Here is a 15531-nt window from a genome sequence, read left to right as displayed (position 1 = left end):
TTGGTAGTTTAGGGCGGGTGTCCGAGCGCCTGATCTTTCCCGATGCGGCCTCCGCGCATGACGTGCTCACCTTCGCGGGGCGCGCGCGCACGGTGGGCGACGGCTCGGTGCGGCTGCGCGCCGAGGCCGGCACGATCGTGCTCACCGCAGCTCCCCTCGCGCCGCGCGGACTGTTCGACGCGACCCCGACGGTGCTGGCGATGCGCGCACTGCAGGTCGACCCCGAACTCGTGTGCGACCTCGTGGTCGACGCGGCGTCGCTGAGCGCGGCCGCCGACGATGCCGCGGCGCTCGTACTGCCCGAGGCGGGGCTCGCGCCCGCGTGGGCCGGCGTCTCTCCGCCGCGCGGCGGCTGGGAGCCTGTCGGCGCCGTGCCCGCCGCGACGCTGGCCTCCCGTGCCCAGTGGGGGATCGCGGCGGTCGCCGAGGCGCTTCCGGCCGACCCCGGCGACGACGTCGTGCGCATCGTGCGCGCCGACGTGTGGGGCGCGCCCGACGCCGAGCTCGCCGGCCGCCCGCTCGGGGCGGCCTTCGCCGCCTTCGCGATGGGCTTCATCGGCGGAGAGGAAGACGCGCGGATGCTGTCGTCCGGCGTCTGGACCCGCTTCACCCTCGCCAGGGGGCACGTGCTCGTGCGCGGTCCGCAGCGGGTCGGGCTGACCCCCGTGCGCACCACGGGCGCGGCGGACTGACCCAGCCGTCGGATCGGCGGGGCCAGTGTCTGCTCGGACGGCACGGCACGCAGCATCCGCCCCACCCGTCCGACACCTGAGTCGGCGAACCACGGTGAGCGGCGGCGTGCGCCCCGACCGCCGGTCGCCCTTTAGTGCGACCGGCGGTCGGGGAAATCGCGGGTTGTGCGACCCGCCTCGGGGCGCGGTCTCAGTACCTGCGGCTTATGGGGGCGCAGCTCGCGGGTTGTGCGACCGGCGCCCGGCGGGGGTCGCACTTTAGTGCGACCGAGCTGCCCGGGACCGAGCCGCAGCCGCGAGCCAGGGCTCAGACGGCGCGAGCGGCGGCGCGGCCCGCCGTGCGGCCCGAGAAGAGGCAGCCGCCGACGAACGTGCCCTCCAGCGCCCGATAGCCGTGCACGCCGCCGCCGCCGAAGCCGCTGGCCTCGCCCGCGGCGTAGAGGCCGGGGATCGGCGCGCCGTCGGCGCCGAGCGCGCGACCATCGAGGTCGGTCTCGATGCCGCCGAGCGACTTGCGGGTGAGCACGTGCAGCTTCACCGCGATGAGCGGCCCCGACTCGGGATCGAGGATGCGGTGGGGCTTGGCGGTGCGGATGATCTTGTCGCCGGTGAACGCGCGCGCCGACCGCAGCATCGCGATCTGTGCGTCTTTCGTGAAGTCGTTGTCGATCTCGCGGTCGCGGGCCTCGACCTCGCGTCGCACGCGATCGCCGTCGAGCGCCTCGCCACCGGGGAGTGCTTTCATGCCCGCGATGAGGTCGTCGAGGGTGTCGCGCACGACGAAGTCGGCACCTCGGTCCATGAACGCCTGCACGGGACCGGACGCGCCCTTGCCGAGGCGCGACTTGACGAGCAGCTGTACGTCCTTGCCGGTGAGGTCGGGGTTCTGCTCGCTCCCCGAGAGGGTGAACTCCTTCTCGATGATCTTCTGCGACAGCACGAACCAGGAGTGGTCGTGGCCGGTCTGCCGGAGGTGCGCGAGCGTGCCGAGCGTGTCGAAGCCGGGGAACAGCGGCACCGGCAGCCGCGTGCCCGTGGCATCGAGCCACACCGACGACGGGCCGGGGAGGATGCGGATGCCGTGCTGCGGCCAGACCGGATCCCAGTTCTGGATGCCCTCGACGTAGTGCCACATGCGGTCGCCGTTGATCAGGCGTGCCCCCGCGCCCTCGGCGACCGGGTACATCGAGCCGTCGACGTAGGCGGGCACCCCGGTGATCATGGTCTCCGGCGCCGTGCCGAGCCGCGCGGGCCACTGCTTGCGCACGAGGTCGTGGTTGCCGCCGATGCCGCCCGACGAGACGAGGGTCGCCGCGGCGGTCACCTCGAACGATCCGACGACCTCGCGGGAGGTCGCGACACCGCGCTGCGCGTCCGACGCACCGAGCACGTCTCCGGAGGCGCCGGTGACGACTCCGTCCGCCATCGTGATCGCGGTGACCTTGTGGCGGGGGAGGATCGTGACGCGACCCTCGGCCTCTGCCTTCTCGACCGCCGCCTGGAACGGGGCGACGAGTCCCGGCCCGGTGCCCCACGTGATGTGGAAACGCGGCACGGAGTTGCCTGGCCCGAGAGCCGTGTAGCCGCCGCGCTCGGCCCACCCGACGATCGGGAAGAACCCGACGCCCTTCTCGCGCAGCCACGCGCGCTTCTCGGTGTGCGCGAACTGCAGATAGGCCTCGGCCCACCGCTTCGGCCAGGCGTCTTCTTCGCGGTCGAACCCGGCGTTGCCGAACCAGTCCTGCCGCGCGAGCTCGAGTGAGTCCTTGATGCCCAGGCGTCGCTGCTCGGGCGAGTCGATGAAGAACAGCCCGCCGAACGACCACCAGGCCTGGCCGCCGAGGTTCGTCCGCGGCTCCTGATCGACGATCACCACCCTCTTGCCGAGTGCCGCGGCCTCCGACGCGGCGACGAGGCCGGCAAGGCCCCAGCCGATCACGAGCAGATCGGCGGAATGGGTGGCTGTGGTCATGGCGACTCCTTCGTCGTCGGGTGGAGGGGGATCCCGGATGCTGCGCGCCCCTGCGCGTCGGCACCGATGCCGGTCGGCTCGAAGGTGTTCACCATCGCGAACGCGGCACGTTGGAGATAATCCCACAGCGTCGCCTCGTGCAGCGCCGACAGGCCGAGCTCGTCGACGGCGACGCGCATGTGGGCCAGCCAGCGGTCGCGGGCGTCGGGGTTGACGTGGAACGGCGCGTGCCGCATCCGCAGCCGCGGGTGCCCGCGCTGCTCGCTGTAGGTCGACGGTCCGCCCCAGTACTGCGCGAGGAACAGCGTGAGGCGCTCCTTCGCCGGCCCGAGGTCCTCCTCCGGGTACATCGGGCGCAGCACCTCGTCGTCGGCGACGCCGCGGTAGAACGCGTCGACGAGCCGTACGAAGGTGTCGTGGCCGCCGATCTCGTCGTAGAAGCTGATCGGCTCGTCGGTCATGGCTTCGCCGTCCCCGTCGAGCCGGACGCATCGCCCTCGTCGGCCGCGCCCTGATCGGCGTTCGCGGCTTTGCCGGTCTTCTTGGGCTTCCATACCGGCCGCTCGACGGCGGGCGTGGGGGTGGGCTTGGTCTTGGGCGGATTGGCGCCGCGCACCCGCTGGGCGCCCTCGATGCCGGCCAGCGTGATGGTGTTCAGGGCCGGGAGCGTCAGGCCGAGCTCGTCGATCGCGTGCTTGAGGCGCATGCGCAGTTCGCGGGCGACGTCGTCCTTCGCGTTTGCGCGCGTCTTCATGACGACGCGGATGACGAGGGCATCGCCGGAGACCGACTCGAGGCCCCAGATCTCCGGCTTCTCGATGACGCGGGTGCGCCACTTGGGGTCTTTCTGGATGCTGAGCGCCGCCTCGAGCATGACGCGCTCGACCTCGGAGATGTCGGCATCCACCGGCACGGCGAGGTCGACGATGACGCGCGACCAGCCCTGCGACATGTTGCCGATGCGGGTCACTTCGCCGTTGCGCACGTACCAGAGCGTGCCGTTGACGTCGCGCACGTGGGTGATGCGCACGCTCACGTATTCGACGATGCCGGTCGCCAGCCCCATGTCGACGACGTCGCCGATGCCCACCTGGTCTTCGGCGACGATGAAGATGCCGTTGAGCACGTCTTTGACGATGTTCTGCGCCCCGAAGCCGAGGCCCGCGCCGATCGCGGCGGACAGCAGCGCGAACGACCCCAGGATCGACTGGTCGATCACATTGACGATCAGCACGATCGCGATGATCACGATGATGACGTTGACGATGTTCTGCAGGATCGACCCGAGCGTGCGGGTGCGCTGCACGAGGCGCATCGACGCGAGCGGCGACCGCTCCAGCGCCTGCGTGTCGTCGACGTTCGCCTTGCTCTTGGCGCCCGAGACGATGCGGTTCACGACCCGGCGGATCACGAACCGCAGCAGCCATGCCGCGACGAAGGCGCTCACGATGATCACGGCGACCGCGAGCAGCCGGCCGCCGACCGTCCAGGCGATCGAGCCGACCTTCTCCCAGAAGGTGGGGTCGGCGTCGTCGGCGGCGAGCACGAGGGTATCGAGGGAGATCATCGTCCCGATCCTAACGATGCGGCCCCGGTCCCGCCTGAGAGCGGGGCCGGGGCCGGAGGTGCATCAGTTCGCGTGACGGCGGCTCACTGGGCGTCGCGCTCCTGCACCGCGAGTGCCCGCTCGACACCGGCGAGGTTCTCGTTGACGAGGCGTCGCAGGGCCGCAGGGGCCCCGGTGTGGGCGCCCAGCCATTCGCGGGTCGCCGTGCGCAGCTCGCGGCTGGCCAGAGCCGCCGGGTAGAGTCCCGCGATCAGGTATTCGGCGATCTTGTACGTGCGCGAGTCCCACACCGGCAGCAGCATGTCGAAGTAGGGCTGCACGAACTCGCCGAGCAGATCGCGGCCGGCGGGGTGGGTGAACCCGAGCGCGGCCGAGCGCACGATGGTGTTGGGCAGGTCGTCGCTGTCGATGAGCGACGACCAGGCAGCCTGCTTGGCCTCTGCCGTCGGAAGGGCGGCCTTGGCCTGCGCGGCGAACTCGCCGCCCTTGGCGGTGTTGTCGGCCTCGAGCGCGGCATCGATCTGCTCGGCGGTGACTGCGCCGCCGGCGGCGAGCGAGACCAGCAGCTGCCATGACAGGTCGGTGTCGATCGCCAAGCCGTCGAACGCGATCTCGCCGTCACGCACCTTGCGCACGGTCTCCCAGTGCGCGGGGGTGGCTGCGGCCGATGCGAAGGCCGTCACGAACTGCAGCTGGCTGTCGCTGCCGGCCGCAGCCTGCTGCGCGAGCGCCCACAGACCGTCGGCGACCTTCTCGCGCGTCGCGTCGCGCCTGTCGGCGACGACGTACGAGTTGGCGGCGAGCTGCAGCTGCGCGAGCGTCGTGCGCACCGTCGTCGACTCGGTCTCGGAGCCGATGTTCTGCAGCACGAGATCGACGTAGTCGGATGCGGCGGATTCGGCATCCCGCGTCTGGTCCCACGCGGCGCCCCACACGAGCGACCGTGCCAGCGGGTCGGAGATCTTCGCGAGGTGTGCGCCGGCGGTGGCCAGCGACCGGTCGTCGAGGCGGATCTTGGCGTACGCGAGGTCGTCGTCGTTGAGCAGCACCAGGTCGGGCTGGCGTCGGCCCTTGAGCTCGGCGACCTCGGTGAGGTCGCCGTCGACGTCGAGCTCGATGTGGTGCGTGCGCACGAGCGCGTCGCCCTGCAGGTCGTAGAAGCCGATGCCGAGACGGTGCGGGCGGATCGTCGGGTAGTCGGCTGGGGCCGTCTGCACGACGGCGAAGCGCGTGATGACGCCGTTCGCGTCGGTCGTGATGGCCGGGGCGAGGGTGTTCACGCCCGCCGTCTCGAGCCACTTCTTCGACCAGCCGCTCAGGTCGCGACCGCTCGTCGTCTCGAGTTCGCGCAGCAGATCGACGAGCTCGGTGTTCGAGTACTCGTGCTTCTTGAAGTAGGCCGAGACCCCGGCGAAGAACTCCTCGATGCCGACCCACGCCGCCAGCTGCTTGAGCACCGAGCCGCCCTTGGCATAGGTGATGCCGTCGAAGTTGACCTGCACGTCTTCGAGGTCGTCGATCGTCGCGACGACGGGGTGGGTCGACGGCAGCTGGTCCTGACGGTAGGCCCAGGTCTTCTCCATCGCGTTGAAGGTCGTCCACGCCTCGGTCCACTCGGTCGCCTCGGCGGTGGCGATCGTCGACGCCCACTCGGCGAACGACTCGTTGAGCCACAGGTCGTTCCACCACTTCATGGTGACGAGGTCGCCGAACCACATGTGGGCCAGCTCGTGCAGGATCGTGACGACGCGCCGCTCCTTGACGGCGTCGGTCACCTTGCTGCGGAAGACGTAGGTCTCGGTGAAGGTCACCGCGCCCGCGTTCTCCATCGCGCCCGCGTTGAACTCCGGCACGAACAGCTGGTCGTACTTGGCGAAGGGGTAGGGGTAGTCGAACTTCTCCTCGTAGTAGGCGAAGCCCTCGCGGGTCTTGTCGAAGACGTAGTCCGCGTCCATGAACGGCCACAGGCTCTTGCGGGCGTAGACGCCGAGGGGGATCACACGACCCGAGGCGCTGGTGAGCTCAGAGAAGGTGGCCTCGTAGGGACCGGCGATGAGGGCCGTGATGTACGACGAGATGACCGGGGTGGGCTCGAACTCCCAGGTGCCGCTGTCGCCGTCGATGGCGGGCTGGGGCGTCGGCGAGTTCGAGACGACCTTCCAGGCGGCGGGCGCGGTCACGGTGAACCGGAACGTGGCCTTGAGATCGGGCTGCTCGAACACGGCGAACATGCGTCGGGAGTCGGGCACCTCGAACTGCGAATAGAGGTAGACCTCGCCGTCGACGGGGTCGACGAAGCGGTGCAGGCCCTCGCCGGTGTTCGTGTAGAGGCAGTCGGCGTCGACGACGAGCTCGTTGCTCTGAGCCAGCCCGTCGAGCGCGATGCGCGAGTCGGCGAAGGCCGCGCTCGGGTCGACCGCACGCCCGTTGAGGGTGATCTCGTGCACGGTGCGGGCGATGAGGTCGATGAAGGTCGACGCGCCCTCGGTCGCGGTGAACCGGACGACGGTGCGCGAGCGGAAGGTCTCGGGCCCCGTGGTGAGGTCGAGGGTGACCTCGTAGGAGTCGGTCGAGACGATCGCGCGGCGCTCCTGCGCCTCGATGCGGGTGAGGTTCTCTCCAGGCACTGCTTTGCTCCCGTGGGGTGAGTCTGAGTGCGGCGGGGATGCTGCCGCAACCTGATCAGCCTACGCGCCTTGCCTGCGCGGGCACGAAGCCGGTCTGCGCAGGTCGGCGGGAGCGGCGGCATCGTCCGTCAACGGAGAGTTCACCGACACGACATGCGAATGCATGTGCCGCGTCATCCTGCGCTGTCACGGTCATCTCGCTCCGGCCGACCCGAGTCGGAGCTGCAGCGCACTCGTCGACCCGAAGGACGTGTCAGTGGATTCTCCGCGCACACTCACGACCCTGCGCGCGCCCGTCGATACGGTGTTCCGCGGCGTCGCCGGGACCGGCGGCGTTCTCGTTCTGGTCACGATGGGCGCGGTCGGGGCATTCCTCGCGGTGCGCGCAGGAGAGGCGCTCGCCGCCGCGGGGCCGTCGTTCCTGACGGAGCAGCGCTGGGAGCCCGACTCCGGCACCTTCGGCATCGCCGCGGTGCTGGTCGGCACGATCCTGATCGCGCTCGTCGCGATCACTGTCGCCGTGCCGTTGGCCACCTCGATGGCCCTGTTCATCTCGGAGTACGCTCCGCGTCGGCTGCGCGCCACGTTGATCGCGCTCGTGGATCTGATGGCGGCCATCCCGAGCGTCGTGTACGGGCTGTGGGGCTTCTTCTTCCTGCAGGCGGCCATCACCCCCGTCGCACGCTGGATCGCCGTCACCCTCGGCTGGATCCCGCTCTTCCGCGTCGACGAGTACGACCCGTCCGATCCGCTGGCGACCACCACGATCTTCACGAGCTCCACCTTCATCGCGGGGATCGTGGTGGCTCTCATGATCACCCCCATCGTCACCTCGATCATGCGCGAGGTGTTCTCCCAGGCGCCGATCGGCGAACGGGAGGGCGCGTTCGCGCTCGGAGCGACCCGCTGGGGCATGATCCGACGAGTCGTGCTGCCCTACGGGCGCGGCGGGATGATCGGCGGCACCATGCTCGGACTCGGCCGCGCGCTGGGCGAGACGATCGCGGTGTACATGATCATCTCGCCGGTCTTCGCGATCCAGCCGTTCATCCTCAAGAACGGCACCAGCTCGGTGTCGAGTCTCATCGCGCTCCGCTACGGCGAGGCCAGCCCCTTCGGCATGTCGGCGCTGATGGCGGCGGGCCTTGCGCTGTTCGGGCTCACCCTGGTGGTCAACTTCGGAGCATCCGCGATCGTGGCGCGTTCGCGTTCGGGGGCCAGCAGCTGATGACGGTCGTCGACGACGCGCTCCGAGCGCCCGCCGGCACCGGCGCTCCGGTATCGGAACCCCGCACGGTGCTGCCCGCCCGCGCTCCGGCATCCGATCCGCCGCGCCGGCAGACCGGGGGAGTACGCGCCGCCGACCTGCTCGCGATCGGTGGAGCGGCGATGTCGGCGGTCTCGCTGACGGTGTTCCTGTTCATGATCGCGCCGCTGGAGGGGCCGATCGCGTTCGCGGCGATCGCCTATGTGCTCTTCGTGGCCGCCTATGTGCTGATCGTCGCGCTCGACGAGCCGGGGCCGGTGGTCGCCGACCGGCTGATCGCGGTCGTCATCCACAGCCTCGCCTTCACGGTGCTGGCCACTCTCGTCTTCGTCGTGGGCTTCACCCTCGCGCGCGGCGCCGAAGCGCTGACGTACTCCAACTTCTATGTCGAGGACATGTCGCTGGCGGGTCCGCTCGATCCGCTCTCCGCGGGCGGCATCGTCCACGCGATCGCGGGCACCCTCATCCAGATCTCGATCGCGCTGGTGATCACCATCCCGCTGGGGCTGACCACGGCGCTGTTCCTCACCGAGGTGCCTGGGCGGTTCTCGCGGTTCGTGCGCACGATCGTCGAGTCGATGACCGCGCTGCCCTCGATCGTGGCGGGACTGTTCGTCTATGCGTCGTTCATCCTCGTGCTCGGCGTGCAGAAATCGGGGCTCGCTGCGGCCCTGGCGATCAGCGTCATGATGCTGCCGATCATGATCCGCTCGGCCGACGTCGTGCTCAGACTGGTTCCGGCGACCCTCAAGGAGGCCTCCATCGGGCTCGGGGCGGGTCAGTGGCACACGGTGTGGCACGTCACGCTGCCCACGGCCAAGTCGGGGCTCACCACCGCCGTGATCCTCGCGACGGCGCGCGGCATCGGCGAGACGAGCCCCGTGCTGCTGACGAGCGGCTTCACGGCGGCGCTGAATCTCGATCCCACCGCCGACCCGATGGTCTCGCTGCCCCTCGCCGTGTTCGAGTTCGTCAAGTCGCCCGAGCCCTCGATGGTCGCCCGCGGGTTCGGCACGGCCGCGGTGCTCATGCTGCTGGTGCTGATCCTCTTCGTGGTCGCCAGGATGATCGGTCGCGACGATGTCGCTGCGCGCGCACGTCGGGCTGCCCGCTGGGCGCGTGCACGACGTGCGATCGGCGCGGTGCCCCGGCGCGTGCACGACGCGTTGGCGCCGCTGCGGAGACTGCTCGCGCGCAGCGCGGCGCCCGCCGGCGCGTGGCTCGCCGACCGTGCGCGCGCAGGGCACCTTCGGCTGCTCGCGCTCAGCGATCGGCTGCTCGCGGGCTATCGCACACTTCCCCTCGACGACCCGGCCAGCGCCGGCAGCCCCGAGATCGCCGAACTGGACCGAGCATTCTCACCCCGAACCGAGGACGACCGACCATGCGACGACTGAGCGCCTTCTTCGCGCTGCTTCTGGTGGGGCTGATCGCGGCTCCCGCCACCCCGGCCGCGGCGGCCGACTACGTCCCCATCAACGGTGCGGGGTCGTCGTGGTCGTCGAACGCGGTCGACCAGTGGCGCCGCAACGTGCAGCAGTACGGGATGCGGGTCAACTACGCCTCGACAGGGTCGAGCGACGGACGCAATCAGTTCAAGGCGGGCACGGTCGACTTCGCGGTGTCCGAGACGCCGTACGGGCTGAAGGACAACGGCATCGTGGAGGCCCTTCCCTCCCGCGGCTTCGCGTACATGCCGATCGTCGCCGGCGGCACGTCGTTCATGTACAACCTCACCTCCGGCGGCAAGCGCATCACCAACCTCCGACTGTCGGGCGACGTGCTCACCCTGATCTTCACAGGCGAGATCACGCAGTGGAACGACAAGCGCATCGCCGCCGACAACCCGGGGCTGACGCTGCCCAAGCGCAAGATCGTGCCCGTCGTGCGGTCGGACGGGTCGGGATCGACCGCCCAGTTCACGCTGTGGATGGCCACCGAGCACCAGAAGGCCTGGGATGCGTACTGCAAGAGGGCGGGGCGCTCGACGCCGTGCGGGCAGACCTCGAACTTCCCCGTGCTCGCCGGGGCCGGCTTCGTCGCCCAACCCAACTCGCAGGGCGTGTCGGGCTACGTCGCGCAGCTGGCGAACGAGGGCACGATCACGTACGTCGAGTACTCCTACGCGCTCAAGACGGGGTTCCCCGTGGCGAAGGTGCTCAATGCGGCCGGATACTACGTGGAGCCGACGGCGTCGAACGTCGCCGTCGGACTGCTCGGCGCGAAGATCAACCAGGACGAGGGGTCTGCGCAGTACCTCACACAGAAGCTCGAGGGCGTCTACCGCTCGACCGACCCTCGGTCCTACCCGCTGTCGAGCTACTCCTACATGATCGTCCCCACCCAGGCGCAGGGGTCGTTCACGACCGACAAGGGCCAGACGCTGGCCGCGTTCGCCTCGTACTTCCTGTGCGAGGGGCAGCAGCAGGCCGAGGTGCTGGGGTACTCGCCGCTGCCGATCAACCTCGTCAAGGCGGGGCTCGCACAGGTGGAGCGGATTCCGGGCGCCGGCAGCGTCAAGGTCGACATCAAGAAGTGCAACAACCCCACGTTCTCCTCCGACGGCACCAACACGCTCGCGAAGAAGGCCGCCATGCCCTCTGAGTGCGACAAGAAGGGCGTGACGCAGTGCACGCAGGGGACGGGCGGCGCGGCAGCGGGTGCCGGAGGCGGCACGACGGCGTCGTCGGGCTCCGGTGGATCGACGACCGGCTCCGACGTCGACACCGCGCAGACCGCGGCGGATGCTGCGGCATCCGGTGACGGCGACGCCCAGGTCGCCGCCGGCGAAGACGCTTCGGTCGCCGGTGTCACGTCTGGACTCGTCGGCCCCACCGCCTGCGACGCCGACACCGGCGTGTGCTCGGCCGTCGCCGCGGTTCCGGTGGAGGCGCCGGCTCCCGTCGGGTGGAGCCTCGCCCACACGATCGTGCTGCTCATCGTCGCGCTGATCGGTCTGCTCATCGTGGGACCGCCGGTTCTGGCTCTGATGCTCGGAAGGAGGCGCTAGATGCGCCTGCGCACCTGGACCCGCCGTCGCGGACTCGTCCTCTTAGCCGCCACGGCGCTGGCCGTCGACCTCACCGCCGGGGGAGTGTTCGCCGGCCTGGCCGTGAGCGCGGCAGCGGCAGACGACGACACGGCATCCAGTGCCGTGACGATGCTGTGGAACGACGGCACCCGCGACGCCGACGCCCCGGACTACGCCGCCTTCGAGCAGCTGTCGGTGACCGTCAGCCAGACCGAGGATCTGACCAATCAAGGCATCACGGTGTCGTGGACCGGCGGAGTCCCCACCAGCGAAGGCGACTTCACGAGCGACTTCCTGCAGATCATGCAGTGCTGGTCGGACGCAGGCGTCGCCCCCGAGCCGCAGCAGTGTCAGTTCGGCGCTCCGTCGTCGAGTCTCGGTGCGCTGACCGGCCCCAACGTGGGCGGCCGCGCATTCGTCGAGGGCGAAGACCCCGAGCAGCCGTACGACGACGATGTCAAGGTGCCGCCCACGCGCACGAACCCCTGGCTGCGCAGCTTCGCGATGCCCTTCACAAGTGTCAAGGGCACCAGCGGTTTCGACATCTCGCCGTACTGGTCGGCAGCGACGACCAACGAGCTCACCGCCGTGCGCACCGGTGACGATGGCACCGGCACGGCAGTGTTCGAGACGCAGACCTCGCTCGAGGCTCCCCACCTCGGGTGCGGGGCGACGGAAGCCGCCACCGGGGAGCCCCGATCGTGCTGGCTCGTGATCGTGCCGCGCGGCTCGACCAATCTCGACGGCACGCCGGCCACGACGTCGTCGAACGGACGGTTGAGCGGATCGGCGCTGTCGGCATCCGCGTGGAAGAACCGCATCGCGGTCGAACTCGGGTTCCGCGCGGTCAGCACGTCATGCCCGATCGGCGCACAGGAGGTGCGCACGGTCGGCTCGGAGCCGGTCGCCGAAGCGATGACGTCGTGGCAGGCCGCCCTCTGCTCCGACGGCTCGGTGTACGGCTATTCGCAGATCGGCGATGACGAGGCGCGCACCCAGCTGGTCAGCGACATGGACGGGGCGGCGAGTCTCGCCTTCGTGGGCCGCGCGCTCGACGCCGAGCAGAGTGAGGGCGAGACGCTGCGGTACGCACCCGTCGTGAACGGGTCGATCGGCATCGCGTTCAACATCGACTACGCCCTCGGGCGCACCTCGCAGATCTACGGGCGCAACGGCACGCCCGTCACCGACCTCGTGCTCAATCCGCGGCTGGTCGCCAAGCTCCTGACGCAGAGCTACCGGGCCGACGTGCCGGGTGGGAACGCCGCGGCCCAGGTCGCCGGAAACCCGCGGACGATCCGCAACGACCCGGAGTTCCTGGCGCTGAATCCGGAGTTCGCCGACTTCCTCTCCAGCGCCGGGCCCGACGGCCTCATCGTCGCGCTCGGGTCTTCCGATGCCAATGAGCTGGTGTGGAACTGGGTGCGTTCCGACCCCGACGCCGCGGCCTTCCTCCAGGGGCAGCCCGACGCGTGGGGGATGACGGTCAACGACGCCTATCTCGCTCTCGGGCTCGCCGGCGCGGGCTCGGACAGCTTCCCGAAGGCGGATCTGACGACGACTGCGGGCGACCAGGCGACCGGCGTGCCCGGCTACGGAACCCTTGATCTGCGTCCCTACGTCAACGACATGCACGAAGCGGCATACCGCGCGCGTCGCGCCGACGCCGGCATGAAGATCGTGTGGGATGCGGCCAAGACGCCGGCGGGCTTCGTCGCCGCTGCACCGCAGCTGCCGGGCAGCCGCTTCGAGCTGGCGATCACCGACACCGCGTCGGCGCAGCGTTACGGACTGACGATGGCGCGCCTGGTCAACGCGGCGGGTGTCGCGCTCGCGCCGACCGCGGCAGCCGTCGCCGCCGGCGTCGAGGTCATGCAGCCCGGCGACGTGGCGGAGGTCAGGGTCACCGATCCCGACGTGCGATCCAAGTCCGCGTACCCGCTCAGTTACACCGAGTACGCGGTCGTCGACGTCTGCGGCGCCTCGCTCTCGTCGCTGACCTCCTACGCGGGGCTGCTGGATTACGTCGGGGGAGCCGGGCAGGTGGCCGGCGACGGCGTCGGGGCGCTGCCGCGCGGATACGTGCCGCTCAACGAGGAGCAGAGGGCGACGCTGGCGGCCGCGGCCGCGGCGCTTCGGTCCGAGGTGAAGACTCCGACCTGCGATGAGCATCAACCGCAGCCGACCCCCACGCCGACACCGGATGCCTCAGCCGACCCGCCGGCCTCCGTCGACACTCCGGCAGATCCGGCACCCGTGACGGAGAACACCCCTGCGCCGCAGCCGAGCCCGACGGCGGGTGCCCAGGCGTCGGCGCCTGCCGAGTTCGCCGCCAACCAGACCGGGGGAGCGGCGCGTTACGCGTTCCTCGCGAGCGCCTTGCTGGCCGCGCCCTGCCTCCTGGGCGGCCCGCTCCTGCTGCGCAGGGGGCGCTGAGCATGCTCGCCATCGAATATTCAGCATCCGTACACCCGGCGGTGTTCCGCGCGTTCGCTCGCCGTCCCTACATTCTCAGCGTCCGCACAGGAACGACGCCCGTCGCTCTGAGCCGGATCATCACCCGAAGGGAATACATCGCATGAAGCGCTCTGCGTTCAGCACTGTGGCAATGGGGATCAGTCTGTCCGCACTCGTCGTGGCCGGCATCGCCGCCCCGGCATCGGCCGACCCCGCCGACTCCACCTACGGCACCCTCGTCGGTGTCGGCTCCGACACCACTCAGGACGTGCTCGGCGGGCTGTCGACCGCCATCGGCGGCACCTCCGGCCTGCGTCTGGCCTCGTACGACGCCACCGGTGGTGCGCAGATCGTGACGCGCGCGGGCGGCGCCCAGATCTTCCGACCGAACGGCTCCGGTCAGGGCCGCGATGCGCTGCGTGTCGCGATCGGTCAGAGCGCGGGCGCCACCGGCACCACCTTCTCGGGCGCCGCGGGCACCTGGGGGGCCGAGACCGTCGGCCAGATCGACTTCGCCCGCTCGTCGTCGGGCGCGCCCGCGACGGAGGTCGCCTCCGACGGCACGCTCGCCTACATCCCGTTCGCCCGCGACGCGGTCAGTTATGCGGTCTCGTCGGACTCCAAGCTGCCCGCGCTGTCGTACGGCTCGGCCAGCGACGCGGTGGACGCCTCCGGCGTCGGTCCGAACACGCTCTACGCCATCTACCGCAACGTCGTCGACTCGGTCGTGGTCGACGCCGACGGCGATTTCGTCGCGCTGGTCAAGGCCTCGGCCTACACCGCGGCGGCCGGCCAGACCGAGCACGCGATCAACGCTTACATCCCGCAGGCGGGCTCGGGTACGCGCAGCTTCTGGATCGGCAAGTTCGGCATCACCGAGACGGCGATCGCCGACAGCACCTTCCCCCTCAAGGCCATCTACGGCCCGTCGAACTCGGCGGTGCAGGAGCACGACGGCTCGGCGCTGGTCGGCGATCCGTACGCGATCGCCCCGTTCTCGGTGGCGCAGTGGGTCGCGCAGGCCAACGACGTCTCGGCCGATCGACGCCACGGAGCAGTGCTCGGCGAGCTCGGCGGCGTCGCGGCGACCACCGGCTCTGGCGCCTCGTTCGCGCTCAACCCCGAGTTCGCAACGAGCGCCGCGACCAAGGCGCTCACCCGACTGGTCTACAACATCGTGCCGTCCGCACAGGCCGACGATCCCGACTCGAAGACGAACTGGATGTTCGTCGGCAAGGGGTCCCTGGTCTGCTCGAACAAGGAGGTCATCTCCCGGTACGGGTTCGGCCTGCTCACGGACGCATCGGGCCCGAGCGCGTGCGGCGACACGTCGGTGCGCGCCTACCGCCCCAGCACCCCGACCGTCACGCTCGGGGGCGCCTCGGTGAAGTACGGCTCGAACGCCACGGTCACCGCGACCGTCGCCTCGAACTCCGACAAGGGCGGCACGGTCGAGTTCGCCAAGGGCACCACGGTGCTTGCGACGGTGAAGATCGCCGCCGGCGCCACCACCGCCAAGGCCACCTTCGCGTCCAAGACGCTCGGCGTGGGCACGTCTTCGATCGTGGCGACCTTCATCCCCGCCCTCTCGGGTGTGGCCGCCGCCGATTCGCCTGCGGCGTCGATCGTCGTGGCGAAGGGCAGCACGAAGGTCACCGCCACAGCCAAGTCGGTCAAGGCGTCGCAGCGGCAGACGGTCGTCGCGACCGTGACGGGCCCGAGCGGTGTCGCGGTGACCGGAACGGTGTCGGTCAAGAGCGGCACGAAGACGCTCGCATCGGCCACCGTCAAGAGCGGAAAGGCGAGCATCGTGCTGCCCAAGCTCGCAGCCGGCACGCGCAAGCTCACGGTGGTCTACTCGGGAAGCTCGACGCTGGCTTCGAGCACGGGCACCCTCACCTCCAAGATCACCAAGTAA

10 protein-coding genes are annotated in these 15531 nt (G+C 70.2%); 6 read left to right on the top strand and 4 right to left on the bottom strand.

The features are described 5' to 3' along the window. Positions 1-17: 17 nt before the first annotated feature. Positions 18-692: a hypothetical protein gene (locus tag OAW74_RS07940; RefSeq protein WP_262873756.1), complete on the top strand. Its 675-nt coding sequence runs from the start codon at positions 18-20 to the stop codon at positions 690-692. A 307-nt stretch (positions 693-999) separates the two neighbouring features. On the opposite strand, the gene OAW74_RS07935 is transcribed toward OAW74_RS07940, so the two are convergent. The 4 genes from OAW74_RS07935 to pepN all read right to left on the bottom strand — a co-directional run bounded on the left by OAW74_RS07935 (position 1000) and on the right by pepN (position 6858). Beyond that, positions 1000-2664 (bottom strand): FAD-binding dehydrogenase, encoded by a 1665-nt coding sequence (locus OAW74_RS07935; protein ID WP_262873755.1) that lies wholly within the window; start codon positions 2662-2664, stop codon positions 1000-1002. Then, complete coding sequence (locus OAW74_RS07930; protein WP_262873754.1) at positions 2661-3125, bottom strand: globin; 465 nt, start codon at positions 3123-3125, stop codon at positions 2661-2663. Before OAW74_RS07930 ends, OAW74_RS07935 begins: the two co-directional genes overlap by 4 nt. Beyond that, positions 3122-4231, bottom strand: a complete 1110-nt coding sequence (locus OAW74_RS07925) for a mechanosensitive ion channel family protein (RefSeq protein ID WP_262873753.1) — start codon at positions 4229-4231, stop codon at positions 3122-3124. The genes OAW74_RS07930 and OAW74_RS07925 overlap by 4 nt, the downstream gene beginning before the upstream one ends. An 83-nt stretch (positions 4232-4314) precedes the next feature. Beyond that, positions 4315-6858: an aminopeptidase N gene (pepN, locus tag OAW74_RS07920; RefSeq protein ID WP_262873752.1), complete on the bottom strand. Its 2544-nt coding sequence runs from the start codon at positions 6856-6858 to the stop codon at positions 4315-4317. 256 nt (positions 6859-7114) lie between these two features. Here pepN and pstC point away from each other — a divergent pair, with 256 nt between their 5' ends. From pstC to OAW74_RS07895, 5 genes are all read left to right on the top strand, one after another. Continuing rightward, entirely contained in the window at positions 7115-8086 is a 972-nt protein-coding gene (pstC, locus tag OAW74_RS07915) for a phosphate ABC transporter permease subunit PstC (RefSeq protein ID WP_262873751.1), read from the top strand. Next, positions 8086-9522 carry a phosphate ABC transporter permease PstA gene (gene pstA / locus OAW74_RS07910; RefSeq protein WP_262873750.1) on the top strand — a complete coding sequence of 479 codons (1437 nt, stop codon included), beginning with the start codon at positions 8086-8088 and terminating at the stop codon, positions 9520-9522. The genes pstC and pstA overlap by 1 nt, the downstream gene beginning before the upstream one ends. After that, complete coding sequence (gene pstS, locus OAW74_RS07905) at positions 9510-11135, top strand: phosphate ABC transporter substrate-binding protein PstS (protein ID WP_262873749.1); 1626 nt, start codon at positions 9510-9512, stop codon at positions 11133-11135. Before pstA ends, pstS begins: the two co-directional genes overlap by 13 nt. After that, positions 11136-13592 carry a hypothetical protein gene (locus OAW74_RS07900; RefSeq protein ID WP_262873748.1) on the top strand — a complete coding sequence of 819 codons (2457 nt, stop codon included), beginning with the start codon at positions 11136-11138 and terminating at the stop codon, positions 13590-13592. A 172-nt stretch (positions 13593-13764) separates the two neighbouring features. Further along, complete coding sequence (locus tag OAW74_RS07895) at positions 13765-15531, top strand: Ig-like domain-containing protein (RefSeq protein ID WP_262873747.1); 1767 nt, start codon at positions 13765-13767, stop codon at positions 15529-15531.

This window comes from Microbacterium fluvii, assembly GCF_025515205.1.
GTDB classification, from domain to species: domain Bacteria; phylum Actinomycetota; class Actinomycetes; order Actinomycetales; family Microbacteriaceae; genus Microbacterium; species Microbacterium fluvii.
This window is presented reverse-complemented; position numbering and strand designations above follow the sequence as displayed.

Excerpts from the sequence above, each read along its gene's own strand:
- OAW74_RS07935 (WP_262873755.1), bottom strand. The coding sequence starts at position 2,664 with ATGACCACAGCCACCCATTCCGCCGATCTGCTCGTGATCGGCTGGGGC.
- OAW74_RS07930 (WP_262873754.1), bottom strand. The coding sequence starts at position 3,125 with ATGACCGACGAGCCGATCAGCTTCTACGACGAGATCGGCGGCCACGAC.
- OAW74_RS07925 (WP_262873753.1), bottom strand. The coding sequence starts at position 4,231 with ATGATCTCCCTCGATACCCTCGTGCTCGCCGCCGACGACGCCGACCCC.
- pstA (WP_262873750.1), top strand. The coding sequence starts at position 8,086 with ATGACGGTCGTCGACGACGCGCTCCGAGCGCCCGCCGGCACCGGCGCT.
- pstS (WP_262873749.1), top strand. The coding sequence starts at position 9,510 with ATGCGACGACTGAGCGCCTTCTTCGCGCTGCTTCTGGTGGGGCTGATC.
- OAW74_RS07900 (WP_262873748.1), top strand. The coding sequence starts at position 11,136 with ATGCGCCTGCGCACCTGGACCCGCCGTCGCGGACTCGTCCTCTTAGCC.
- OAW74_RS07895 (WP_262873747.1), top strand. The coding sequence starts at position 13,765 with ATGGGGATCAGTCTGTCCGCACTCGTCGTGGCCGGCATCGCCGCCCCG.